The following is a 25,652-nucleotide window of genomic DNA, read 5'->3' as shown; positions in this document are numbered from 1 at the left end:
ATAGATGATGCAAACACAAATACCAATCATTCTTGCCAGTCATGGCCCGTTTGCACAAGGTGCACTTGAATGTGCCGAAATGCTGATGGGTAAACAATCAAACATGCAAGTGATTTCGGTTTTAATCGATAGCAATATTGATAATTTACGCCAACAAATGCAAGAAAGTTATCAAAAATTAAATAATGGTAAAGGTGTAATTATTTTAGTCGATATTCTTGGTGGAACACCATGCAATCTTGCTAGTGAACTTTTATTAACTCATGATGATGTATTGTTGTTTTGTGGCTTTAACATTCCTGTATTACTTGAAGTTTTAAACAATCGAGAAGAAACACTCACAGACGTTAAACAAGCTATTGAAGAAACCTTCCCACAAAGTTGTATTGACGTTAGTCAAGTACTCAATTCTCATCGTGAACAATCTAATGAGCTGTAAGGAGAACACCATGCCAATTAATGTAGCTAGAATTGATGATCGCTTAATCCATGGACAAGTAATTACTACTTGGGTAAAAAATTACGATATTGAACAAGTGCTGATAATCAATGACAAGGTCGCTGCGGATAAAGTACAGCAATCAGTACTAACCATGTCAGCACCGCCAGGATTAAAAGTATTGGTTTTCGGTGTTCAACAATTTATTGATATCTTAAAAAAGACCCCTATCAAAAAACGTACTATGCTTTTATTTACCAATAGTATTGATGTTAATGCCTTAATCGAGGGCGGACTTGAGCTAGAAAAATTGAATGTTGGTGGTATGCGCATGCAAGACGGGCGTCATCAATTATCAAGAGCGGTATCTGTTACGCCTGAAGAAGAACAGGCTTTTAGAAATATTATCGCGAATAATGTTGAAGTTGAAGTCCAAATGGTGCCAAAAGATCCAGTAGTTGATCTTAAAACTTTACTTAACTGATTTTCGCTTTTATCGCTATGACTAATCAAATTGGAGGTTAACTTATGTTAACACAGGCTATTCTTGTCGCCATTTGGGCGGGAATTTGTTCGATGGATGACGTCGGACCACAAATGCTACGAAGACCATTATTAACCGGTACAGTAGCTGGAATTATTATGGGAGATATGGTTCAGGGACTTGCCATTAGTGCTACCCTAGAATTAATGTGGATGGGTATTGGCAATGTAGGGGCTTATTCAGCGCCCGACATTGTTGCAGGCGCAATTATTGGTGTGTCTTTAGGGATTACAACAGGTGGTGGTATTGCAACAGGAATTGCACTTGGCGTGCCGGTCTCTTTACTGTGCCAACAATTACTCATTATTTGGCGTTCGTTTGCTTGTTTCCTTAATCCATGGGCAGAACGTTCTGTATTAAGTGGAAGTTATAAAGGCCTAGCTAGAGTTCACTTTTTTTCAACGCCTGTCTGGTTTTTAATTCGAGCTGTGCCGTGCTTTATTGCGATTTATTTTGGTAGTGATTTAGTTAAAACCATTCTTGATGCTATTCCAAAAAGTATTATTGACGGCATGGGCGTTGCATCAAAATTAATTCCAGCGGTCGGTATTTGTATCTTATTATTAATGTTGTTAAAAGGACGCATGTGGTTCTTCTTTTTACTTGGTTTTATGTTAACCACTTACTTAAAATTACCTATTATTCCAATCACCTTTATCGCCCTTGCCTTTGCTGTGCTTTATGACATGGCGTCAAGTGGTAACAGTAATAACAATAACGCCGAACAATCAGATAATAAACCTGCATTAAATAATACTGAAGAGGACTATGATCTATGAGCACTCAACATAAAATCACTAAAAAAGATCTTAATCGTATCTTTTGGAATCTGCAAACCATGTCTTTTTCTTATAACTATGAAAAAATGCAGATGATCGGATTCGCCCACTGTATGACGCCGGTATTAGAACGGCTTTATCATGATGCTGATCAAGAAACCCGTGTGCGGGCTATGAAACGCCACTTGGAGTTTTTTAACACGCAAATTAATGCAGGTGCATTAATATTAGGTGTAACCGCTGCAATGGAAGAAAAAACCAGCGAAGATGAAAAAGAAGCCGTTGTATCGGTTAAAGCAGGCCTGATGGGACCCTTTGCAGGTCTGGGTGACAGCTTACTAAAATTTACTTGGATGCCAATTTGCGGCAGTATTGGCGCAGCTTTTGCCTTACAAGGTAACATTATTGGTCCGATTTTAATGTTTTTGATTTATAACTTGGTGAATGTACTATCAAAATACTTTTTTATTCATTATGGTTATAACAAAGGGGTTGATCTCATAGAACAATCTAAAAATTCTAACATTATTCAACGAATAAGTAATCTAGCTAATGTTGTAGGTGTTATGGTTTTGGGTTCATTAATTGCAACAACGGTAAAAATATCCACGCCACTATCGATTAATGTCGGTGAACAATCCATAAAAGTACAAGAGATGTTTGATAAAGTCATGCCAAACTGTTTGACCTTACTTTTTGCCTTGGCTACATTCTTTTTAGTTAAAAAATTTCAAGGAAAATATACCGTTACTTTGATTTTAGGTGTCATGGTAATTGGCGTGATATTTTCAATGTTTGGTATATTAAAGTAAGGATGAATCATGATTACAAAAACACAAATAGCATCAGTTATCCGCAATAAAGTTGGACAATTAGAAGTCTCGTTTAACATTGATCAAAACCAACCTGTAGATTTATATTGGACTGATGAAGCTAATGCCAACTCTGTACATAAAACATTAGTGAGTAAAAACATAAAAAGTCCTTTTACTTTTGATGACCCATTACAGGGTAAAAAACGAATTTATTTAATTTTGGCCATTGCAGGAAAAGATAACTTCATATTTGCTGAAAGAACATTACCTATAACCGGACTAAATAATTTTCGTGATTTTGGTGGCTACCTAGGTGCATCAGGTAAACGTGTAAAATGGGGACAACTTTATCGTTCTAATCATTTATATGGTTTAAAGCCGGATGCTGAACAATATATCAAAGCATTAGGGATTAAAACGATTATTGATTATCGAAGCATAAACGAAATCAAAACCAGCCCAAATACTTTTGTCGGTGAAAAACATACCTTCCATTTAGATGCATCAGCACAAACAGCCGAACTGGCCGCACAGTTTGCCGCCGATCCAAGTGATGAAGATCGTGCATTAGTTGAAAGTGTTATTCGAGATATACCAAAAGAGTTGGTCAATGGCGAAGGCAAACAAGTTCTAGAACAATATCGTAATTTTGTATTAAGCGATAAATCTAAAAATGCTTATCGGCAAATGCTCAACGTTGTTTTAGATGCCAATAATAGCCCTAGCATTCAGCATTGTCGTGGCGGAAAGGACAGAACAGGTTATGGGGTATTATTAATTCAAGTCATGCTTGGTGTGAGTGAAGATGACATCATTTATGATTACATGTTGACACACGATAATCGCTTAGAAAGAAATAAAATTAAAATGGCGGCTTATCGCAAGATTACCGATAATGAAGATGTGCTTGGTTATCTGCTAAGTCTAATTGATACTCGAGAAAGTTTTGTAATTGAAATCCTCAATACCATGAAAAAAGTAGCAGGAACGCCAAGTAATTATATCAAGCAAGAGCTTGGTTTTACTGATGAACACTTCAAATTAATGCAATCTATCTACTTAGAATAATTCATTAACAAATAACCAATAGAAAAGCGCAATTTTATTGCGCTTCTTACAATTAATTTAAGGGCTATTTTGCATTGCCCTACTCACTTAAATTTACCATTCATCAATGAAGTTAGTTATGCTAAAGCATGACAATGACACATTAAGTTAAACAATTAAACGAAACCAATTCCAATAATGCCTGCACAGGGTGTTTTAAACTATAGTTATCAAAGCGCTTAACTTGGCTGCGACAAGAATAACCCGTTGTTAAACAAAATTGTTTAGGATATTTTTCAAGTGCTTTTTGCCAAGATAATTGATACAGCTGTTTCGATGAGTGCAAATTATTAACTTCATGACCATATGTACCTGCCATACCACAACATCCAACACTAATAGGTTGTAATTGTGCGCCAAACTGCTTGAAAATATATTGCCACTGTTGATTACTTGCTGGTAATTGTGTCGTTTCGCTACAGTGACCAAGTAAAAACCATTGTTTATCACCATTACTGATTGTGATATTAGGTTTTGAAATCTTAGTTAAAACATGCGTCAGCCACTCATGTGACAGTAAAACACTAAAATCGCCTAACTTATCTTGTAAAATCAATTTATATTCATCACGGTAGCAAAGCACTAAAGCAGGATCAACGCCAACCATTGGAATATTTAATTGCGCTATTTGCGATAACACATCAGAAGCAGTTTGAGCAGTTTTGGCAAATTGTTTTAAAAAGCCTTTTATATGCTGAGCCTTACCATTAGGGACAAAAGGCAATACAACGGGTTTGAAGCCTAATTTTTCAATCAAACACACAAAATCAAATACGACTTTTGCATCGTAATAGGTTGTAAAGGGATCTTGTACCACTAATACATATTGCGCTTTTTCAGTCGCCGATAAATTCTGTAAATATTCTAATTTAACATTTGCGCTAGGATGCCCAATTAACTGTTTTTTTAATGTTGGAAAAGACAACATTGGTAAACTTGCCATTCCAACTGTTTTATTAGTCAGGTATTCTGTCACCGACATTTTCATAAAAAAATTAAAAAAACGTGGGGCACGAGCCATTATTGGTAAATAGGATTCAATATTACCAACTAAATAATCACGCATTGGTCTTAAATAACGGGTGTGGTAAAGTTGTAAAAACCGAGCCTTAAAATCAGGTACATCTATTTTAATCGGACATTGTGTTGAGCATGCTTTGCATGACAAACAATGGGCCATCGAATCTTTTACCTCGTGAGAAAAATCATATTGGCCAAATTTGGCCTGTAAAGTATAAACAAGCTTTTTAGCAAAACTGACTAAACGACTCTGTTCCTTGGGTAATAATGTATTAAGTTCATCTTCTTTAACACCCAATTCTACCATCAAACGTAGCCATTCTCGCACTAATGCTGCCCGCCCTTTCGGTGAATAAATACGGTTTTGAGACAATTTCATTGATGGACACATTGGACTATTAACATCGAAATTAAAGCAAAGACCATTACCATTGCATTCAGTGGCACCATGAAATACGCGTTTTACACTAATTGGAATTTGTCGATCATAAAAACCACGCGTGACTGATTCAATACTTATCATGGGGTCATTACTATTTAATGGTGCACAAATTTTACCTGGATTGAGACGATTATCAGGATCAAATGCTGTTTTGATAATACGAAGCCCATGATATAACGTTTCGCCAAAAAATGCTGGGCTATATTCGCTACGAAAACCTTTACCGTGCTCACCCCAAAGTAAACCGCCATACTTAGCCGTCAGCGCCACAACTTGATCCGAAATTTGCTTTACTAACTTTTCTTGCTGTGGATCACACATATCTAAGGCGGGTCTAACATGTAATACCCCAGAATCGACATGCCCAAACATACCATATGTTAAATTGTGGCTATCAAGTAATGCTCGAAATTCATGAATATAATCGGCTAAGTGCTCAGGAGGAACACATGTATCTTCAACAAAAGGAATCGGCTTACGTGTCCCTTTAGCATTACCAAGCAAACCTACTGCTTTTTTACGCATTGCATAAATTTTTTCAATTTCGCCAAGTTCGTGACATGTTTGATAGCCGATGATGCCTGTTGAATGATCTAACATAAGTTGATCAAGAATCAGGCATAACTTATCCATTTTCCCTTTGACAGAATCAAAATCATTACCAGCAAATTCAACAATATTAATACCTTGCATCTGATGATTATCGACCTCTGTAATTAGGTCCTTAATCGATTGCCAAATAATATCTTCTTTGGCTAGACCTAAAACTTTTGAATCCACTGTTTCAACAGATAAAGCGTCTGCTTTGACTAAAAAGGGAGCATTACTTAGCGCGGATTGAAATGAATCATATTTGATATTAATTAAAAATCGATATTTTGGTAATGGAATAATATTTAATTTAGCTTCGGTGACAAACGCTAATGATCCTTCACTACCTGTTATGATTCGTGTTAAATCAAACTCAGTCAAATTATCATTAAAAACATGTTTAAGATCATAACCGGTCAAAAAGCGATTTAATTGAGGAAATTTATCTAAAATCAATTGACGGTTATTTTTGCAATAATCAAAAACAGAACGATAAATAGAAGAATCATGCGCTAATTTTTCGATTTCGGTTAGATTTTTTTTGCCTGTTTCAAGTAATTCACCAGTAATTAATACCGCTTTGAGTGCCAAAACATGATTAGATGTTTTACCATATATCATCGAACCTTGTCCTGAAGCATCGGTATTAATCATCCCGCCAATGGTTGCCCGATTACTGGTTGAAAGTTCGGGTGCAAAAAAATAACGATAAGGTTTTAAGTATTGATTTAATTGATCCTTAACGACACCAGCTTCAACCCTCACCCAACCTTCTTCAATATTGAGCGCTAAAATTCGGTTCATATAACGTGACAGATCGACAACAATACCACTGTTTAATGACTGCCCGTTGGTGCCTGTTCCTCCACCCCTTGGGGTAAATTTTATCGTTTTAAACTCATCACGTTGAGCTATACTTGCTAGTAATTGTACATCATCAGTTGAACGAGGAAATAAAATAGCTTGAGGCATCAATTGATAGATACTATTATCTGTCGCCATGCTAAGACGTGATGCATAGCTGTGTTCAATATCACCTGTATAAGCAGAATTTTTAAGCGCTATTAAATAGTTAAGTGTTACCTCATTTATTTGAGGCGAGATGGATAATCGAGGAATCATAATAAATCTGCTATCAACAATTGATTTTTTACACAGTGTAATTCAAGCTGAATATATCGTCAAAGCATGTTGATCTATTATACAATGCTCATTATTTAATTTAGTTATGACTAGAAACTTTAATTGACTTCAGGGTACTTATAGATCCAAGTAATATTAGGATAATTAGCAAACGCATTCGGAAATAAGTAAATGCCAGTTAATAACGGAACATGTGAATACGTCCATTCTGGATTAAAATCAGGTTGAACTTTAACAATGGAATCAAAAAGCAGTGTAGTGCAGTACAAATGGGGGTGATCACGCGATGCTAATACAAATTCCTCACCCTTTTTCGTTAAAATATCCTCAACAATTTGCTGCTTTTGTCGATCTGACAAAAAATTAGGTCTGGCTACCGCATATTTTTCGGCAAACTCTGGAGTGATAAATTCGGCTAAACTAGAAATAATGACTTGGTTTGGATAGTTAATATCATCACTTGTTGTTGCGTGAATAATTTTAACTTCAGGCTCGATGGATATTATCATACCAATATGTGAAAAATCCCCACCACTAACCTGATTAACAATAAGACTATCAACTTGAATCCCTTTTCTAAAGATCCAATCGCCCACTTTTACTGAAGCTGTTAATTGACGATTTACATCGGCAGTAGCAACCGGTATATTGGTCAAAACAAACTTCGTCAATATGATAAAAATTATAGGAAAAAAGCGAACATATTTCATCAAAACCAATTCCTAATAAAAAAGGGTAAATACGCTTTACCCTTTCTTATTGTATTATCACAATATTGATTATTCAATCATTGATAGACTAGTTAAAATTCATCAACCATTTACCATCAATTTTTATTAAACTTGCACTCCCACCCTCTTGTTGCGTTTTATCTTTGAAAAAGACAGTGGTTTTAACTTTTGCCATCGTTTTATCTTCATTGATATATTCAGCAGGGGAAGCTTGAACTTTATCAACGCCACCATGTGCTTGAGCCAATTTTTGTGCTTTATCTATGACTTGTTGCATTTTTGATTTAACTAAGTCTTTCATATCAAAATTTTTGTTAGTTTTGTCTTCTGGTAGATACATTAGATTGATAACAGTCTCTAGATCACCGCTATAAACAGCTTTAACACAATTTTCGGCCGTTCTTTCTGGTGATTCTTCGGAAGAACATGCAGAGACTATAAGAGCAAGTAAAAAGACGCTAAAGAATTTCATTACTAATTTCATTGTTTCATTTCCTTACAGGGATAATTTAAAATGTATTAAACTGTTAAGCCATATTGCAATAATAAATATGGCTCATACTTACGAAACATACTAACGTATTTATCTAGATGAATCAAAGGTAAAATAAACAATATACTCAATATCAGCTATTTGAAATTAAGAAGCATATTTTGCCAACTTTGATCTAATTTAGCTTCAATCACTATCGGTTGTTGTGTGATAGGGTGAATTAACGCTAAACAGCTAGCATGTAACATTAATCGTTTAATACCAAAATAGTCAGTGAAAGCTCTATTTTGATGAAGATCGCCATGCTTGCTGTCGCCTAAAATGGGATGAAAGATATGTTTCATATGACGACGTAATTGGTGTTTTCGACCAGTCTTAGGTTTTAACTCTACAAAGCTATATCGTGCTGTTTTAAATTTTCCAACACTGACAGGTATCTCAATTTTGCTAATCGCTCGATAAAAAGTTACAGCATCTTGAGCTGGTTTATTACGTTGCGCAAACTTATCGGCAATTTTATCGAGCTCTTCAATCAAGGGATAATCAATCACTGCTTCACCATCGACATAACCACGAACTACTGCATGATAAGTTTTTTCAATTTGTTTTGAGTTAAATTGTTCTGACATTAGACGCGCAACGTCACTTGATAATGCAAATAATAATACACCAGAGGTTGGTCTATCTAACCGATGTATAGGAAAGACATGCTGCCCAATTTGATCCCTTAGTGTTTGCATAACAACAACGGTTTGTTGTTTGTCTAACCAGCTACGATGTACCAACCATCCTGAAGGCTTATTAATCGCAATTAAATCATTATCTTGATAAAGAATGTCGAACACAATCAATATTTACCACGTTACTTATAAAAAGAGTTTTTTCAATTCAGTTGCAATACTTGGGCTGTTATTATCACCAATTGCATAATTGGCATGTGATTTAACTTCATCATCAGCATTTCCCATCGCGATGCCCAATCCTGCAATCGTTAGCATACTGATGTCATTATAACTGTCACCAAAAGCAACAATTTCGTTTAAATCGATTTGCTCATGTTGTGCCCAATGAGTAAGTCCATTACCTTTAGTATTGCCTTTGATCGCAACATCAGCACGATTCGACCAAGACCATTCACACGAAAACTGATCAAGTTTGTCCACTGCTTGCGAAAATTGCTGTAATGCGGGTAAATTATGACTACTTGTTGCAAATTTAAATATTGCTTTAGACTCTTCAATTACCTTTGCAAAACTATCGACCTTTTTAATTTCAGGCTGTAAAAAAGCTGGTAGCGCATTAACCCATTTAAAAAATCCTTCCAGATGATCATCTAAAACTTCATAAGTCATCATCTTATCAGTGTAAATCAAAGTATGGATACCATAATGATTAACTAGATTTAACAATATATTAGCTTGATCTTTAGTCATTGGTTTTGCCGCTAAAGTTTTATGATTTTCGAAATCATAAAGATACGATCCGTTGCAACAAATAGCCGGCGTTGATAAGTTAAGTTGATAATAATAAGGATAAATAACTGAATGATGGCGACCAGAAACTAAAATAACTTTTATACCTTTATCACTGATTTTTTTTAGTACATCAACTGTTTCTGGTAAAATTAGGCGATTACTCGCCAGTAGTGTGCCATCCATATCAAACGCAACCGCTTTATACTTCATATCTATCCTCTTGTGTTTATACCATTTAACCTTAAAGTAAATATCCAATCGTTAATTTTATACTATAAACAATCTTACTAAATAAATAAGATTAAAATTCTATTTTTTGACGACCAATAAATGAGTGAGATAGTGTTGTACCATCTACCATTTCAAGTTCACCACCTACCGGAACACCATGAGCAATGCGCGTAGCGATAACATTAAATTCAAGACACATTTGCGCAATATAATTAGCTGTAGCATCACCTTCAACAGTCGGATTAGTAGCTAAAATAACTTCATTTATTTGCTCTGTTGATAATCTTTGTTTAAGCAAATCAAGACCAATATCCGTTGGTCCAATACCATCAAGCGGTGATAAATGACCCAATAAGACAAAATAGCGACCACTATATTGTCCTGTTTGTTCAATAGCAATGATATCAGCGGGTGTTTCAACCACACAAAGTTGACCACTGCTTTGTCGGCGAACATTAGCACAAATATTACAAATATCTTGTTCAGTAAAAGTACGACACTGCTTACAATGGCTTATATTAATCATAGCTTCATGCAATACATGCGCTAAATTTATACCACCTTGTCGATTGCGTTGTAATAAATGAAAAGCCATTCGTTGTGCTGATTTTGGTCCTACGCCTGGCAAGCAACGCAAGGATTCCATTAATGATTCTAGTAATGGGCTAATTTGCATAAAATAATTTAGTAACCAACAATTTATTATTTATATTCATCATACCTTGTTTCTATTATTGATTAAACAAGATATGTTCTATTGATTTAATTAACGATTAATCAAATTTATTCAAAATGTGTAAGCAATTTTTCTAATAATTTATATTTTATAAGTCATAATGTTGTTAAATTCAAAACAAATTAGCAAACATTCAATACTGTTTTTCAACTATTTTAAATGTTCACGATAAAAACTTTTAGGCTCAACACCTTTAAATAGTCTGGCAATGTTACTGCTATGCCGAACAATAATTAGGCATGAAAGCATCGCAACAGGTAAGGTGAGTTCAGGTTTAAATAACCAAACATAAAATGGCGCTAAAAGAAAACCAACAATTGCAGCGACAGAAGAATAACCGGTGATAAGTAAGACAATAAGCCAAGTTAAAATAAAACAACCGGTAAAATCTAACCCAATTGGGACCATCATCCCCAAAGCTGTCGCCACGCCCTTTCCACCGCGAAAATGAAAAAAACAAGGAAAAATATGACCCAAACAAGCAGCAATACCAATTATGCCTAAAAAGAAAGGGGAAATACCAAGCCGATAAGCAATATAAACAGGAATAGCACCTTTTAGCATATCAAAAACTAACACAAATACTGCTGGCAATTTGCCACTAATGCGCAGTACATTTGTTGCCCCCGGATTATGAGAACCATGTAATGAGGGATTTTGTAATTGCATAATACGACTAATAATCATCGCACCGGATAGTGATCCACATAAATAGGCAATAATGATCATCGTTACAATTTGTATTATCAAAATGCCATCCCTCATAATTTTTAATGATCCAAGTAAAAACAGGTAATGCCGCATTGGTATTAACTACTTTATGCGGCATTAAATTGTTAATAATACAAATTATACTTAAGTAAAGAACTAATCCCTAATGTCATTATTAACAAACAACTTTAACTCTTTTTTTGCTTTTCTAATAATGGTTTTAAATATTGCCCAGTATAAGATATTTTCGATTCAGCAACATCTTCTGGTGTACCTTCGGCAATTATTTGACCGCCACCACTACCACCTTCAGGCCCCAAATCAACAATCCAATCGGCAGTTTTGACAACATCTAAATTATGTTCAATAACAACAATGGTATTGCCTTTATCCCTCAACGAGTGTAACTGTGCAAGTAACTGTTTTACATCTGCAAAGTGTAAACCAGTAGTTGGTTCATCTAGAATATAAAGTGTGCTACCAGTATCTCGCTTAGATAACTCTTTTGCAAGTTTTACTCGTTGCGCTTCACCGCCGGATAATGTTGTTGCTGACTGACCAATGGTAATATAAGCAAGACCAACATCAATTAAAGTCTGTAATTTGCGTGAAATCATCGGTACCGCATCAAAAAATTCTCGACCTTCTTCAACAGTCATGTTGAGGATTTCGTTAATCGATTTACCTTTGTATTTGATTTCTAATGTTTCTCGATTATATCGTGCGCCATGACACTGATCACAAGGTACATAGATATCGGGCAAAAAGTGCATTTCAACTTTTATTAGACCATCACCTTGACAAGCTTCACAGCGTCCCCCTTTTACATTGAAACTAAATCGACCTGGATTATATCCTCGTGCACGCGCTTCAGGTACGCCTGCATAGAGTTCACGAATAGAAGTAAAAAATCCAGTATAAGTTGCAGGATTAGATCGGGGTGTACGACCAATTGGGCTTTGATCAATCGCAATCACTTTATCAAAATAGTTAAGCCCTTTTATTGCTTTATAAGGTGCAATTTCACTCTTTTCTGCACCATTTAACTCATTTTGTGCAAGTGGATATAAAGTATCATTAATCAAAGTCGATTTACCCGAGCCAGACACGCCAGTAATACAGGTAAATAAGCCGACAGGAATATTTAAGGTAACATCTTTAAGATTATTACCGGTTGCACCAATAAGTGAAAGTATTCGTTTTTTATCGACTTTAGTCCGATTTTTGGGAATTTCAATTTTTTCTTTACCAGATAGATATTGACCAGTTAATGAATTTTTACAGTCCATAATCTGTTTTGGTGTACCTTGTGCAACAACTTCACCACCATGCACACCAGCACCGGGGCCAATATCTATCACATAATCGGCCGCCATAATGGCTTCTTCGTCATGTTCAACGACAATAACGGTATTACCTAGGTCACGTAAATGGGTCAACGTATCAATTAAACGGGTGTTATCTCGTTGATGTAAACCGATTGACGGTTCATCAAGAACGTACATCACGCCAACTAATCCAGCACCGATTTGACTAGCGAGTCGAATACGTTGTGCCTCACCACCCGATAACGTTTCGGCCGAACGTGACAAAGTCAAATAATTTAATCCAACATTAATTAAAAATTGTAGACGATCATTAATCTCTTTCAGTATTTTTTCAGCGATTTGCGCACGTTGACCAGTTAAAGTTAGCTTATCAAAAAAATCTTTGGCTTGCTGTGTACTTAAATCACTAATCGTTGGCAAATTAGTATCATTAACATAGACATGCCGTGCTGTGGCACATAATCGAGAACCACCACAGCTTGGGCAAGGACGATTACTAATATATTTAGCCAGCTCTTCACGAATAGTTTGCGATTCGGTTTCTTTATAGCGGCGAGTTAGATTATTAATAATCCCTTCAAAAACATGTTTACGTTTAACTACATCACCACGATCATTAGTGTAAACAAATTGAATTTCGGTATTACCAGAACCATTTAATAAAATATCTTTTATTTTTGCCGATAATTTTTCATAAGGAGTGTCAATATCAAACTTATAATGCTCGGCGAGTGATGTTAACATCTGAAAGTAATAAAAATTACGACGATCCCATCCCTTAATTGCGCCAGCAGCCAATGAAACCTCGGGCATTTGCACAATACGTTTTGGATCAAAGTATTGCTGTACCCCTAAGCCATCACATTCAGGACAAGCACCCGCTGGGTTATTAAACGAAAATAATCGAGGCTCAAGTTCAGAGATGCTATAACCACAAATTGGACAAGCAAAATTAGCTGAATATAGCTGTTCTTCGGCTTTTGGATCATCTAAATTGGCAACTTTTACAATACCATTTGTTATTGAAAGTGCGGTTTCAATAGATTCAGCTAAACGTAATTTTAAATCATCGCGAATACGAAAACGATCCACCACAACTTCAATCGTATGTTTTTTCTGAAGTTCGAGTATTGGGGGATCAGATAGATCATACACATCACCATCAACTCGAACACGGATATAACCACTGGCTGCGAGCTGCTCAAACAGTTTAACAAATTCACCCTTACGTTCAGTAACAACGGGGGCAAGCAACATATAACGGTTTTCAGATGGCAACGCCATAATACTATCAACCATTTGCGAGACTGTTTGCGCAGCTAAAGGTAAATTATGATTTGGGCAACGTGGTTCACCGATACGAGCAAATAAAAGTCGTAAATAGTCATAAATCTCAGTGATTGTCCCTACTGTTGAACGCGGATTATGCGATGTTGATTTTTGCTCAATCGAAATCGCTGGTGATAATCCTTCAATATGATCCACATCGGGTTTTTCCATAAGCGATAAAAACTGACGAGCATAAGCCGACAACGATTCAACATAACGGCGTTGTCCTTCTGCATATAAAGTATCAAATGCTAACGACGACTTTCCTGAACCAGAAAGTCCGGTAATCACAACCAGCTTATCTCTAGGAATGATTACATTGATATTTTTCAGATTGTGCGTTCGCGCACCACGAATATCGATATCTTTGATTGACATAGATCTCTTCTTAAAGTGAGTTTTTAGACGAATTAGGAAAAAATTAACTGTATATTATACCAGTAACATTTGATTAAATATACTACTATATAGATCAATAGTGTCGGTTAGCAAAATTTCAATCATATTAGCCAATAATTCTTAATTAATTAGCACGAATAAAGCATTTTTTGCCTCTTACTGTGCGTATTCAAACTTTTTGGTAAATAAATTAGAACTAAAAATGATGCAAAACGCGATAATTAAATGATAAATCAATTGATAATTGCATTTTGCATCAGTTTCAATATAAGAAAATAAATTTCTTTTTAACGATCTGTATACCAAACCTCAAATCGACTTAACTCAACATTCATTTCTTGAGTCAACCCTGCGCCACAGTATCGATAGATATTACCAGCAACACCAGATATTGGCGGAATACTATTTGTTACACCTTCCCACGATATTGTTTTTATCTGTGATTCATTCTGATAAAAATCTATTGTTGCATAGCCATTTTGATTAAAATACGCTCTCAATTTAATGCAGTGTTTCCCATCACTATCAGCACTAACGGCCACAGAATCTCCAATTTGGGTATAATTTGATTCTTTCGTTTCCGTGTTATAGCGATGAACATAGATTGAAACAGTAGCGCCAAATCCAAAAAGTATAATACCATTTATCGTATTTTTTCTTCTCCCATTTGCTTGAACTAAAAAAATACCAGTTCCATTAGCAAACATTCCTTCCAAATAAATATTTGTTATTTTATCTTTATTGAATAATTGTATAACATTTGTTCCATAGTTGTCGTAAATGTCCGGTGAAAATTGAAATGATACAATTCTTTTAGGTTCTGCTATTGGTGCTATTAATGTTTTATAATCTCGAAAAATACCCGTATTTTGTAATATATTTTTGTTTACCAATTTTGCTTGATAATTTGCAACAAAATCAAAATGACCAAACAATACCCCGGTAACAATATTATTATCTCCAACTAATTGAATCCGATTTAACCCATATTTTAATTGTCCTATATAATGGGGCGCATCAACCGTACTATAATCGTTAAATTGAAATGATAAAAAACCTGGTGTTGTTTTAATGATATTACCCGTTAATATGTCAGTTATTTTTATTATTGAGTCATTCGCATCATTTAATAGCATTCTGTAAATAATTGATGCGTCAACGTGCTCACACCATACCCAGATGTCCATCAGTATTTGATTTCTACAATCAAATTTAGATGATAAAACAAATGGATTTACCCCAAACTTAGCATTTGTTGTTGTAGACATAGCATCACTGCCAATCGGTGAATTAGACCTTGGATCTAAAAAATAAATGCTTTCATATGTATTATTACTGTCTATTTTTACTATATTATTAAATAGTATATTAGCTAACCAACTCGCTTGATATTGATGCCCTAAATCTCCCCAATGAGTTTTATCTGGTTGTAAATCAGCATAATTATATTTATCTGTGTTTTTTTGCATCCAATTTTTCATTGCTGTATCTAAGTCAAAAATAGGAATGTTTCGCATTTTTGCTATGTATTTTTTGAGATTATTCAGTCGCTCTATTTTTAATAATTTATTATCACCATGTCCAGTCAATCTTGAACGAACAACGTTACATGTTAATAAAATTGGTAGTGCACCTGATTTTTTTATTTTATCTATTAATAAATTTGTTTGAATTAGTGTGTCATTTAATACGTTAGTATTATTAGAACTTGCATCATTAATACCAAACCCAATAAAAACAATATCACATTTCCCGTAAAATTGATTATTTACTATCAATTTTTCGTAATTGTTTGTTGCCCATCCATTATCTAACCGTTGCCCAGAAAATCCAGCATTGAAAACAAAAATATTTTTGTTCTTATACATTTCTCTTAATATGTTTTGCAATTGTATCGGCCATGCGTTTGGAGCATTATCATTATGATTAGAACCTGCTACATTTCTAATCCAGCCTGTTGTCGTATTTCCATCTGTTGTCGAATCGCCATAACATGCGATTTTTACTGTTTGACCCGCTGCCATCTGAGAAATATAATAATCTAGTAAACCATTACTATCCAACTCTGCTTGCACTGTAGAGCCTTTATAACCAATACGAGCGCTACCATCTGAACCAGATAATTCACTTCTTAACGATGAATCACCAACCAAAACCCACCTACCACCCCCAATTCCTCCAGAGCTTTCTGGTGTGCTATTAGCTACAATTATTTTAGGCAGATCACCTGTCCATCGATAATATTGCCCGTCTGATTTATATAAAAGTACTTCATTCGCTAATGTGAGTTTTGCCCCATCTTCAAATGAAGATAATAGTATAAATCCAGTTTTTGCTTGTTCTGTGATATCTTCATTTTGTTTCTTGATGTACGCCATGCGTTTTGCTAGGTCAATAATGGGTTTGTTTAAATTACCATTTAACCCACCACCCACCGTATCATCTCGCATGATGAGCCGTACTTTTCCCCATTCAGGATTTTCTGGAGCATAATCTTGCTCATTATTTAACGCTTCAGTAGTTGCATTTTGTTTATTCATAGTTTATACATCCTCAATACGCTGCGTAGTAATCGTCATTTGCAATAATTTCATCATTGCAATAAATAGTTTTAAATTCAGTTGGTTTATAAAAACGCCCAAATAGCCCAAAATCAGATTTGGGTGATTTGGTTAAATCGGGTAATAGTTGCAATACAGTTTCAATATTGGAAAATTCTGATTTGTCATCAATTAATGTAATGGCTTCAATTGGATCTAGTGATAGTCGATAAAATTCGACAAATACTTTATCGTTTTCATTTGCTAGATTAATGCCTTCATAACGCATCATTAACTCAATATGTTCACTATTTAAAATACCAATTCCTGAGCCAGCCGAATAATCGTATTCAACAATGAACGGTTGTTTAGATGGAGTTGTAATGAATTGAACTGAACCGAATTCATAATTAACAATAAAATCGATGTTTTCAGTTAGATTTTGAATATAGATATCTCTAATGTTCTGATGCCTCAATGAAACATTCATTCCTGATGCGATGCCATTGAACTTTTCTCGTTGCCAACTTTGGCCGCCATTTATGTGCTTACCACCTAAAATTAATGATAGATTTTCAACAGAACGCTCAAACCATGTTGCTGTAATATTTCCGCCAGTGAATGTTATAAAACGCTGATGATTTACCAGACGACCACCAATACTGCGTTTACTGTATTGTTCTTCAAATTCAAAGTTTAGTTTTAGTGATGATACATCACCAATCCAACGCCATTGAGTATTACCAATGTATGGAGCTAAATATACTTTACCTTGTCCGTAATAATATTCACTCTGCATTATCAACCTCCGAGACATCAGTCATTACCCGTCCTTTTGGCAGTTTTACTGTGAATTTGTTTAGTGATTCATAACCGTCACGAATTGTATATAACGTTAGAATATGAATATCATCATTGATATTATCGTCCGTCGATGAATACGGTAATTGAATTAATGTATTAGTTGTATTAATTTGCCAAAGTACTGCTTTTGTATACGAATCAGAAATTTCAATTTGATATGTTGCATTATTTTCAGGTCCAATATTGCTAGATAAGCAGTCAATCAATCTATCAATTTGTAATACTCTGTCACGATGTGCAAAACTCAAAACGTAATTTTCAGCAGTTTTAATTGAATCAGGATATAACATATTGTTGATTCTAATATTGCCCGGCAAATATGGACGAATTTGACGATGCTGCATACAAACACTCTTAATTGGCGCTATACCTTCATTTAGAGTGCCAGCGCTTGTCTGCGTTAAGAGTTTTACATCAACTTTTTCACTTGATAAATAATCAATATCATCAGTTTCAATATTGTTCATGTAAAACCAAATATTAGAGCCAGCTTTATGCGCTCTCGGTAATGAATCTAGGCAACCACGACCTACAATAATTGTATTATTTTTAATATCAACTGAATCGATGCGCATGAATTCGTCATTAATTAAAATTCCTTCACCAATACTTGGTTGATAGTCAGAATCAATTTCAAATTTTGATGTTAATTTATCAATATTACGAATTAATGTTGCACGAGGAGTCCAGTCGCCCTGATTTTGTGTGACAAATTCCGCGCCGGTTGCACGAGATTGTAAAATATAATTAATTGATGCTAAGGTTGGTGCTGATGCCATAACACCTATGTATCCTGACGATGGTTTTACATAATCTAGATCCGCTGCGCTCAATGTTGATACAAGAACCGCATAAGGTAATTCAATAAGTTGTACATCATTAACGGCCCGAATTGAATTATCTGGTGCTACCCATTCGCTTGTTTGTTGTGATGTATTGTAAGATGTTGATGACAAACTAAAAACATCTTGCACGCCAGTTATTAATAAAGCACCATCATTTTGTTCTTCTATTTTTCCGACGCGTAAAATCATATTTTCAATATCACGGTCGGGTAAAGATACACGGAAACACGATGCCGGCTCTAATATGCCGCCACGTCTATCAAATTTAATGATTAAACGTGTAATGCCCGCTGCATTCATTTCAAGATCTCGCTCAGCCACGCGAGCGGCCAGTTCTTGTGTTGGTACTGCTTTATATTCAACTGAATTGCTAATTAAACCGACTTGTTGAATTGATGCTAGATTTTGAGCACGAACAGTTCCATCTTCATGTGTTACAGGATTACTATATGTAACAACTATTTCATTATATGTAGCATCATTACTCGCTGAATCATCATCTTGTACTGATAAAATACCGTTATCATAATTAAATAATGGTAATTTTTCTGGATCATAGTCGTTGCGAATCAGCTTTAATGTTAATTTCCCTGTTGATAAATCAGCATATTGAGCAGCACCAATATGGTCTAAAATTTGCTGTATAAATGTTTGCAATTGGTCTTGTCGGTTGTATCGAAAACATAAACCAAACTTTTCATTAAATAGTGTGTCTGCCGCTTTTTTAAAACTTTCAATATCAATTTCATCCCAGTTTAAGCCACGCCCCCAATCTCGATTGGTTGCGCACTCGAATAATATGTGTGCAGGATTCATTGCATGTATATCACGAACATTTTTATTCAGTGCTGCTCGTAACTCTGCAATTTTCCTTCGGCGTTCTTCTGCTTTTCGTTTTTGTTCTTCTCTCTCTCTTTCAATTTCTTCTTTACTTTTATTTTTATCTATTAAATGACCTCGACCTCTGGAATTCAATGGTCTCATGCGGCTTTCTATTTCACTATCAATGCCAGTTATTTCAGATAAATCATCACGCAATAAGATCAAACATTTTTCTGGATACCAAACATTATTTTTATCCCACCCTTTAGTTGTTCGACGAACTCGATATGACCACGGTTTTGGTGATGCGCTATAGCAACTTATTAATCCGGAGTAAAATGTTGTGACCACACCACGAAATCCCGGAATCAATCCTTTTAAAATACTTTTTAAACTATTTGATGGAATTTGGTTTAGTTCACCCATCATTATTTCAATGTTCCCCTGAATACCACCTTCACCACCAGTGTCTTCTCCACCAAATAAATTGGGCTTATTAATGTAAATAGTGCGATTCTTATTTGCGTCACTTTCTTTTCCCAACCACACAATTTTCTTATCAGCAGTAATTGCGACAATAGAGTTAATTGGACCACGACCTAACCCGCAAAATAAATCCCATGAATAACGATATCCTACGGTAACCTTTTTCTTTTTAGATCCCATTTGACTTCATCCCTGTTTTTGCAATATTGACAATATGTAGTGCTAACGCATCACCTGTTTTTAAAACTATTTCTGAATCAATATATCCATCACGAATAAACGCATTTAAATCCAAGTTATAGCGTTTAAAAAACTCACGTAATCCTCCGGCACAACCACCGCCCGCACGAATATGTTCCATTGTTATTTTCATAATAAATGCTCCAATTTACTTACGAATTGCACTATAACGATAGTTACCGTAACCCAGTACAAACCAATCCGCAGTCCAACAGTCACCGAAAAAAACACACTGAGGAGTGCCCTCATCAGGTATCGGCATATTCCAATCATCTTCGGTTGCAGCGGTTGGACGATTACTTTTGGGTTGTTTCGCAGTAACACGTGCAATCACATAACTGGCAACAATAACAGCAACAAATTTAGCGACAGCCCACCACACAATAAAATTCCTCCAAATTAAAAAAGCTTGACGATTGTGAACGGTGAAATGCCCGGAATGTGGGGTTGTCCACCATAATTGAGATGATTATTAAATTTTTCATTGCAGGTTTTGATGGTTTTATTACATCCGGGATATAAATTAATACGCATCCCTTTACTTAACCCTTGAGTACCACCAAGAACACCAATCACGTTATTAACATGTGCTTTCAATCCACGCAGTTCTTGAATACCATCGATATAAAATTCCATGTATCCACCAGAAAAATAACCCGAATTAAATCCTGATAAATTTACGGTGATATTTGCTCCATCGAGCGCAATAATTTCGATATTCGCGGCTTTATAGTTTTCTTGTCGAATCCGGCAATTGTGGTCATACAGTGCATAGGGACATGAACGCCCGTAGGTCAATCGTAGGCCGCTGCGCTCAAACGAACTTGCAACGCTTGCCGTAATTAATTTTGCTTTTTCAATTGATTCACGTTTAACTTCTTGGATTTTTCCGACCCAGATAACTTTAAATTCATTGTCATTTTCGTGTAACTGATACATTTTGATTACAACAGGTTTGGTGGGTGGTACTCCACGAAATAAACGAACTACGTCCGACGTTGATGGCAATGTAATTTCTAGACTATTACCAGTGCCTATACTTAGTCCTGTATTACTGATTACTTCACTTATCCACGTCACACCATTAAAATCAATATTTCTATCAGCATTGGTATAGCGATAGTATTTTTGTTCATTACGAATAAACTCATATAACGTTAATGGTTTGCCATTATTGGTTGAATATTCAAATTGATTCCAACTCATCTCGCACTCCTCTAAAACTACAAGTTATATTGGCTAGTCCATCGGCATCGGTTACATGTTTCCAGCTAACTGCATCGCTATTTAAACGGCATAATGTTAAAAATGAAACAGAAAGAATATCGTCAGCATTTACATTAATAGGTTCATTCAGTAGTAAACGCTCAATCTCATCAGAAACGATAGCGACAAGTTCAATACGACGATATAGCTCACTGCCATTACATAAAGTTATGACTAAATCTTTTCGACCTGACATTAACCCAATTTCATTAAATCCAGTGTTTTCAACTTCAAGAACTCGACCGTCAACAGTTATGACATTAAAATCACTGGTTTGGCTTGATATCCAAATGTTTTTTTGACAACCATTCAGATAATAAAATAGTTTGCGTAACTGTATTTGCTCATTTCGTTCAGTCAGAAACCAACGAAATTCTGTTACAAAAAATGGTAATTTTGCTGTATCTAATCGTTTTGGAATGCCTGAACCGTTGTCTAATTCAAATAAAACACGCTCATATCGGCATTTGAGAGATTCAGACCAATCAGGCTGAATATTGAGTACTGGAAAGTGTCGGTAAGTTGGCAAAAATGAAATATCGTTACTAAATGCGTTATGCTCACTAATTCGGAAACGAATTTGCGCACTTAATAGGTCATCATTATGCCGTGTAAGTTCTGGCATATCTGTTAATACAGCCAATCGAACAGGATAAATATATGCTCCCGCAAAAAACTGAGTTTTAACTGGATTAACTAATGTGATTGAATTTTCATTTACAGCTGAGACTTCTAGTAATGCTGTTTGATTAATATTGTTAATCTCGCTTTGAATGAGCACTTTATTGCCAACTACAAAATCACGACCAATTGTGTTACACGGCAGAACTGTTGCACCTGTATTAACATCATCATCGAGATAGGTGACGTCTGTATAAACAGGAAAATACCAAGAATTTCCGCCAACAAATGCTAATCGGTTTTCAAACCGTGAACGTTCATTACCATTAATTAGAATTGAAAATTCAAACATCCGGCGCGGTGATAATCGCCGAGCAATGCGTTGTTCTGCGCCACTGTACGATTGTAAAATATCGGTTTTCCATTCCAGTATTTCAGTTATGCCATTAGTCCAATCTGGTTCAGCCTGCCATAAAAATATATTCATGATAACACCTGCTTTAATGTTGGTGCATTAGCATGAATCCATGTCATTAATGCCCTTGAACCATCGACAGAACTAATACCAGACTTCATCATTTCACCGCTATCGAGAACAAGAGTTTGCTGAATTACGGGAGCAGGTTGAACTTGACTTGTTATGCGAGATGATGAATTTTCATCAGATATATTTGGTGCCTTCGGACTGCTGGCATTTGAAACTAAACCACCAGTTGCATAACGATGTAATCGTCCCGTGTTGATTGCATGAAGATAATCAACCCCATATTTTTTAACGGATTCCGCTTTAACAACATATTCTCCGTTAGATAGTTTTGCCGGAATCGAGTCAGACGTTGATGTTCCGGCACCAGTAATATAACCACCAGTTGCCGCGGCTACAGCCGCTGCTCCCATGGCAGAACTACCTGCATTTGCACTAGCCGCAGTAATCATTGCTGCACTAATAATTTCACCTGCAGCTGTGCCTGCAGTAATCATTGATGCAGAAATAGTCTCGGCACCAATTCCAGCAGACATCGATATTGACTCACCCATCAATCCTGCGCCAGTAGCGGAACTGGTTGCAATTGCTGTTTCCATTAGTCCTGCTGAAGCAGCAGCACTTGCATTATCAACAGCTGCATCAGTAGCTGTACCAAATAATGAACTTCCTAAATTTGATAATTCATTCATGGCCATATCAGCAAGTCCTTTACTTGCTACTTGCGCCATTGACGATAAAATGCTTTGCGCTAGATTTTGCAGGGCATCTTTTAATTCAAATGTGCCTTTAGCCAAACTGTCTAAACTACCTTGGATACCGCTTTGCAATCCGTTTTTAAATGCATTTGTTAGTGCATCAGTAGTTTTATTTAGTTCTGCAATTTGTAACTGAAGTGTCGCAAGTGCTTTTTGTGCATTTTCGCCTGCTTGTCCTGGTAATTCAGTCATGGCTTGCAGGATAGGTAAATATTCTGTAAGTTCTTGCGCTGTCTGTTTGTGTAAATCGACTAATTGGCTTTGTGCTTCAACTTGTGTAATTAAACCACTAGTTACTTGTGCTTGAATACTTTGTTCTTTCGTTGATTGACGTGATTGTGCTTGCTGAATTTTTGTTGTGATTTCATTTAAATTCGCGTCAGCTTTTTTCAATGGTAAAATTTGGTCGATTAAATCGATGCCTTCTTTATTACCAGTCTTTTTAAACTGTGCTAATAGATTGTTATACCATTGTTCAACAGTATCATCACTTGCTTTGGTGCCTAACAACAATTCATTTAACTGTTGCTGTAGTGCTAGATTGTTTTTATCATTTGATAATGAAAAATCAGTTTTTTTGTTATGTTTTGCTGCGTTTTTCGCGTCAACTTGTTTTGCCAGTTCAATGGCTCTGTCTTTTTCTGCTTGTGATGCATTTTTATATTTTCCGTTGTTGATTTCATACATCACTCGTTGCAATTCTGTTGTCAGTTTTAGTGATCTTTCAACCCCTTTATTGTATTCAAGAATACCTTTGTCAGTAATATTTTTAACATCTTTATCATATTGACCACCAGAAAATGATTTACCGTCTTTTGAAGTTACCCCCTGTGCTTGTAAATCTTTACGACCTTTTTCATCAGACCACAACGCTGCATATTTTTTACGTAATTCATCAACCGCTTTTGCTTGTTTTTCAGCATCACTGGCATTTTGTTTATGTAGCTCATCAAGCTCCTTTTGGGCATTGATTGCTTTTTCATTAATTACATCTGTGTCATGCTTTTCTTGTGCTTCTTTTTGAAGTTTATCTCGTTGAGCATATTTTTCTTGTAATGCTTTATCATCATTTTTAGTATATGGAATAGATACTGACCCAGGAACAATAAAAAAACCTCTTTTTTTAGCTTTCTCCATTCTTTCAATATCTTCTTCTAGGCTTGATAATCCTAAATCAAACTTAAGCTCTTTCTTTAATTCATTACCTAGAACACTAACCCCATTTTTGAAGCGTCGCCACGCATTTTCTAACCAATTGAGCTGTTCTTTCATCTTATTAGCGCTGACTTCCATCTCTGAAGCATATTTATCTGTAGCGATTGCAATAGCTTCTTCGGTTCTACCTTGTTCTTCTAACGCACTTATACGCTGATAAGTAGCCAGATCTAAAAAATGATATTGTTTATTACTTTCAACCGCCCAGCTAGTGACCGAATTTTCAATACCTTTAAATGATTGAACGGCGTCTTGGGCACTTTTTTCTGTCACGGTTGCCATATAGGCTGATGCTGTAGCGATATTTTCAATCGATTTTGCTGATAATCGTCCCTCTGATGTCAGTTCTGCAATAACATCACGTGTTTCATTGTAGTTATGATTAATTTTACCGATACGTTGAGACATAGTCTCAAGCCCACCTGCAGTAGTACCAGCATAATTACCCGTTGAAATTAATGCACGATTAAACCGCTCTTGGTCTGAAATTATCGTACTTATCACTTGGGATATTTTGTAAAAAGTCGCGATGAAAACACCCACCGATAATGTGGCAGCGCTAAATAATGGCGGTAATCGGCCAGTCATATTGCCGATATTAAATAATGAATTTCCTGCTGACGCAAAATTACCGCTGGCCAATTGCCTGATCATACTAGCAATGCTGCGACGCGTACCTTTAGTATTTAAATCTAATCGTTTGGTGCTTTCATTCAGTGAGTCTACCGTTGATAATGCTGCTCGTTGATTATTGATTTTTCCGAGATAATCATCAAATGTATCGTTATCTATCACGCCAGCTTTTTTTGATTGACGAAGTTTACTTTCTAATGCATCTAATCGACTTAAACCTTTAGTTGCTGGATCAATACTTGCTAATAATTGATCCAACCCAGATTTTAACTTCTCAACCTCTTTTTGATGAGCCTTAGTAACTTTTGCTGCTGCCTCTTGTGCTTTAACGAGTTTATCTTGCTCTTTAATGTAATCATCCCACAACGATTCAATATGAACTCTTTTCCATGATTCAGATTGTTGATTAAATAATTTTTGGAAACTTTCAGCGTTTTTGCGGTTTGCTTCTTGAATGGTTTTTGCTGAATCTTTAACTTCATCACTCACTTCATGAATATTTTTTTTAGCACGATTCACGTCAGCCGTGAACTTCATTGCAATATTCATATCGTTATTAGCCATT

Annotated in this window: 21 protein-coding genes; 5 read left to right on the top strand and 16 right to left on the bottom strand. The window is 35.7% G+C overall.

The window, feature by feature from the left end:
• Nucleotides 1-7: 7 nt before the first annotated feature.
• From J3U57_RS06355 to J3U57_RS06335, 5 genes are read left to right on the top strand one after another with little or no spacing between them, the layout of a single operon-like run.
• The gene (locus J3U57_RS06355; protein WP_267344235.1) at nt 8-439 is read left to right on the top strand and encodes a PTS sugar transporter subunit IIA; all 432 of its coding nucleotides are present in this window, start codon (nt 8-10) and stop codon (nt 437-439) included.
• Nucleotides 440-449: 10 nt separating this feature from the next.
• The gene (locus tag J3U57_RS06350) at nt 450-923 is read left to right on the top strand and encodes a PTS system mannose/fructose/N-acetylgalactosamine-transporter subunit IIB (RefSeq protein ID WP_267332639.1); all 474 of its coding nucleotides are present in this window, start codon (nt 450-452) and stop codon (nt 921-923) included.
• Between the two features lie 44 nt (nt 924-967).
• Nucleotides 968-1,762 carry a PTS mannose/fructose/sorbose/N-acetylgalactosamine transporter subunit IIC gene (locus J3U57_RS06345; protein ID WP_267332638.1) on the top strand — a complete coding sequence of 265 codons (795 nt, stop codon included), beginning with the start codon at nt 968-970 and terminating at the stop codon, nt 1,760-1,762.
• Nucleotides 1,759-2,574 carry a PTS system mannose/fructose/sorbose family transporter subunit IID gene (locus tag J3U57_RS06340; RefSeq protein ID WP_065635003.1) on the top strand — a complete coding sequence of 272 codons (816 nt, stop codon included), beginning with the start codon at nt 1,759-1,761 and terminating at the stop codon, nt 2,572-2,574. Before J3U57_RS06345 ends, J3U57_RS06340 begins: the two co-directional genes overlap by 4 nt.
• Before the next feature lie 9 nt (nt 2,575-2,583).
• Complete coding sequence (locus J3U57_RS06335) at nt 2,584-3,645, top strand: tyrosine-protein phosphatase (RefSeq protein WP_267344236.1); 1,062 nt, start codon at nt 2,584-2,586, stop codon at nt 3,643-3,645.
• A gap of 142 nt (nt 3,646-3,787) precedes the next feature.
• On the opposite strand, the gene J3U57_RS06330 is transcribed toward J3U57_RS06335, so the two are convergent.
• The 16 genes from J3U57_RS06330 to J3U57_RS06255 form a co-directional block, all read right to left on the bottom strand.
• A complete protein-coding gene (locus J3U57_RS06330) occupies nt 3,788-6,859 on the bottom strand; it encodes an FAD-binding and (Fe-S)-binding domain-containing protein (RefSeq protein WP_267344237.1) in 3,072 nt (1,023 codons plus the stop codon).
• A gap of 119 nt (nt 6,860-6,978) precedes the next feature.
• Nucleotides 6,979-7,590 (bottom strand): YiiX/YebB-like N1pC/P60 family cysteine hydrolase, encoded by a 612-nt coding sequence (locus tag J3U57_RS06325; protein ID WP_267344238.1) that lies wholly within the window; start codon nt 7,588-7,590, stop codon nt 6,979-6,981.
• Between the two features lie 88 nt (nt 7,591-7,678).
• Nucleotides 7,679-8,095: a DUF4878 domain-containing protein gene (locus J3U57_RS06320; protein ID WP_267332634.1), complete on the bottom strand. Its 417-nt coding sequence runs from the start codon at nt 8,093-8,095 to the stop codon at nt 7,679-7,681.
• Between the two features lie 146 nt (nt 8,096-8,241).
• On the bottom strand, nt 8,242-8,949 hold the full coding sequence (gene truC / locus J3U57_RS06315) for a tRNA pseudouridine(65) synthase TruC (RefSeq protein ID WP_267344239.1): 708 nt from the start codon (nt 8,947-8,949) through the stop codon (nt 8,242-8,244).
• Between the two features lie 21 nt (nt 8,950-8,970).
• The gene (locus tag J3U57_RS06310) at nt 8,971-9,789 is read right to left on the bottom strand and encodes a pyridoxal phosphatase (RefSeq protein WP_267332632.1); all 819 of its coding nucleotides are present in this window, start codon (nt 9,787-9,789) and stop codon (nt 8,971-8,973) included.
• Between the two features lie 91 nt (nt 9,790-9,880).
• Nucleotides 9,881-10,486 carry a recombination mediator RecR gene (gene recR, locus J3U57_RS06305; RefSeq protein ID WP_267332631.1) on the bottom strand — a complete coding sequence of 202 codons (606 nt, stop codon included), beginning with the start codon at nt 10,484-10,486 and terminating at the stop codon, nt 9,881-9,883.
• Between the two features lie 210 nt (nt 10,487-10,696).
• Nucleotides 10,697-11,296 (bottom strand): glycerol-3-phosphate 1-O-acyltransferase PlsY, encoded by a 600-nt coding sequence (plsY, locus tag J3U57_RS06300; RefSeq protein WP_267344240.1) that lies wholly within the window; start codon nt 11,294-11,296, stop codon nt 10,697-10,699.
• Nucleotides 11,297-11,445: 149 nt separating this feature from the next.
• Nucleotides 11,446-14,286, bottom strand: coding sequence for an excinuclease ABC subunit UvrA (gene uvrA / locus J3U57_RS06295; protein ID WP_416379659.1), 2,841 nt, complete (start codon nt 14,284-14,286; stop codon nt 11,446-11,448).
• A 314-nt stretch (nt 14,287-14,600) separates the two neighbouring features.
• Nucleotides 14,601-16,853 carry a GDSL-type esterase/lipase family protein gene (locus tag J3U57_RS06290; protein ID WP_267344242.1) on the bottom strand — a complete coding sequence of 751 codons (2,253 nt, stop codon included), beginning with the start codon at nt 16,851-16,853 and terminating at the stop codon, nt 14,601-14,603.
• Between the two features lie 13 nt (nt 16,854-16,866).
• A complete protein-coding gene (locus J3U57_RS06285; protein WP_267344243.1) occupies nt 16,867-17,652 on the bottom strand; it encodes a hypothetical protein in 786 nt (261 codons plus the stop codon).
• Nucleotides 17,642-20,050 carry a phage tail protein gene (locus J3U57_RS06280; protein ID WP_267344244.1) on the bottom strand — a complete coding sequence of 803 codons (2,409 nt, stop codon included), beginning with the start codon at nt 20,048-20,050 and terminating at the stop codon, nt 17,642-17,644. The genes J3U57_RS06285 and J3U57_RS06280 overlap by 11 nt, the downstream gene beginning before the upstream one ends.
• Nucleotides 20,040-20,243 (bottom strand): hypothetical protein, encoded by a 204-nt coding sequence (locus J3U57_RS06275; RefSeq protein WP_065574299.1) that lies wholly within the window; start codon nt 20,241-20,243, stop codon nt 20,040-20,042. The genes J3U57_RS06280 and J3U57_RS06275 overlap by 11 nt, the downstream gene beginning before the upstream one ends.
• A gap of 15 nt (nt 20,244-20,258) precedes the next feature.
• Complete coding sequence (locus J3U57_RS06270; protein ID WP_065574298.1) at nt 20,259-20,492, bottom strand: hypothetical protein; 234 nt, start codon at nt 20,490-20,492, stop codon at nt 20,259-20,261.
• Between the two features lie 17 nt (nt 20,493-20,509).
• On the bottom strand, nt 20,510-21,316 hold the full coding sequence (locus J3U57_RS06265) for a phage BR0599 family protein (protein WP_267344245.1): 807 nt from the start codon (nt 21,314-21,316) through the stop codon (nt 20,510-20,512).
• Entirely contained in the window at nt 21,297-22,484 is a 1,188-nt protein-coding gene (locus J3U57_RS06260) for a hypothetical protein (protein ID WP_267344247.1), read from the bottom strand. Before J3U57_RS06260 ends, J3U57_RS06265 begins: the two co-directional genes overlap by 20 nt.
• Nucleotides 22,481-25,651, bottom strand: coding sequence for a phage tail length tape measure family protein (locus tag J3U57_RS06255; protein ID WP_267344248.1), 3,171 nt, complete (start codon nt 25,649-25,651; stop codon nt 22,481-22,483). Before J3U57_RS06255 ends, J3U57_RS06260 begins: the two co-directional genes overlap by 4 nt.
• Nucleotide 25,652 lies beyond the last annotated feature (1 nt).

It is taken from the genome of Gilliamella sp. B3464, assembly GCF_026536145.1.
Lineage (GTDB): Bacteria > Pseudomonadota > Gammaproteobacteria > Enterobacterales > Orbaceae > Gilliamella.
Note: the sequence above shows the minus strand (reverse complement) of the source record. Positions and strands in the feature narration are given on the sequence as shown.

Bases quoted from the DNA above. Each gene is read 5' to 3' on its own strand.
- J3U57_RS06355 (WP_267344235.1), top strand. From the start codon at position 8: ATGCAAACACAAATACCAATCATTCTTGCCAGTCATGGCCCGTTTGCA.
- J3U57_RS06350 (WP_267332639.1), top strand. From the start codon at position 450: ATGCCAATTAATGTAGCTAGAATTGATGATCGCTTAATCCATGGACAA.
- J3U57_RS06345 (WP_267332638.1), top strand. From the start codon at position 968: ATGTTAACACAGGCTATTCTTGTCGCCATTTGGGCGGGAATTTGTTCG.
- J3U57_RS06340 (WP_065635003.1), top strand. From the start codon at position 1,759: ATGAGCACTCAACATAAAATCACTAAAAAAGATCTTAATCGTATCTTT.
- J3U57_RS06335 (WP_267344236.1), top strand. From the start codon at position 2,584: ATGATTACAAAAACACAAATAGCATCAGTTATCCGCAATAAAGTTGGA.
- J3U57_RS06330 (WP_267344237.1), bottom strand. From the start codon at position 6,859: ATGATTCCTCGATTATCCATCTCGCCTCAAATAAATGAGGTAACACTT.
- J3U57_RS06325 (WP_267344238.1), bottom strand. From the start codon at position 7,590: ATGAAATATGTTCGCTTTTTTCCTATAATTTTTATCATATTGACGAAG.
- J3U57_RS06320 (WP_267332634.1), bottom strand. From the start codon at position 8,095: ATGAAATTAGTAATGAAATTCTTTAGCGTCTTTTTACTTGCTCTTATA.
- J3U57_RS06310 (WP_267332632.1), bottom strand. From the start codon at position 9,789: ATGAAGTATAAAGCGGTTGCGTTTGATATGGATGGCACACTACTGGCG.
- recR (WP_267332631.1), bottom strand. From the start codon at position 10,486: ATGCAAATTAGCCCATTACTAGAATCATTAATGGAATCCTTGCGTTGC.
- J3U57_RS06290 (WP_267344242.1), bottom strand. From the start codon at position 16,853: ATGAATAAACAAAATGCAACTACTGAAGCGTTAAATAATGAGCAAGAT.
- J3U57_RS06285 (WP_267344243.1), bottom strand. From the start codon at position 17,652: ATGCAGAGTGAATATTATTACGGACAAGGTAAAGTATATTTAGCTCCA.
- J3U57_RS06280 (WP_267344244.1), bottom strand. From the start codon at position 20,050: ATGGGATCTAAAAAGAAAAAGGTTACCGTAGGATATCGTTATTCATGG.
- J3U57_RS06275 (WP_065574299.1), bottom strand. From the start codon at position 20,243: ATGAAAATAACAATGGAACATATTCGTGCGGGCGGTGGTTGTGCCGGA.
- J3U57_RS06265 (WP_267344245.1), bottom strand. From the start codon at position 21,316: ATGAGTTGGAATCAATTTGAATATTCAACCAATAATGGCAAACCATTA.
- J3U57_RS06260 (WP_267344247.1), bottom strand. From the start codon at position 22,484: ATGAATATATTTTTATGGCAGGCTGAACCAGATTGGACTAATGGCATA.
- J3U57_RS06255 (WP_267344248.1), bottom strand. From the start codon at position 25,651: ATGGCTAATAACGATATGAATATTGCAATGAAGTTCACGGCTGACGTG.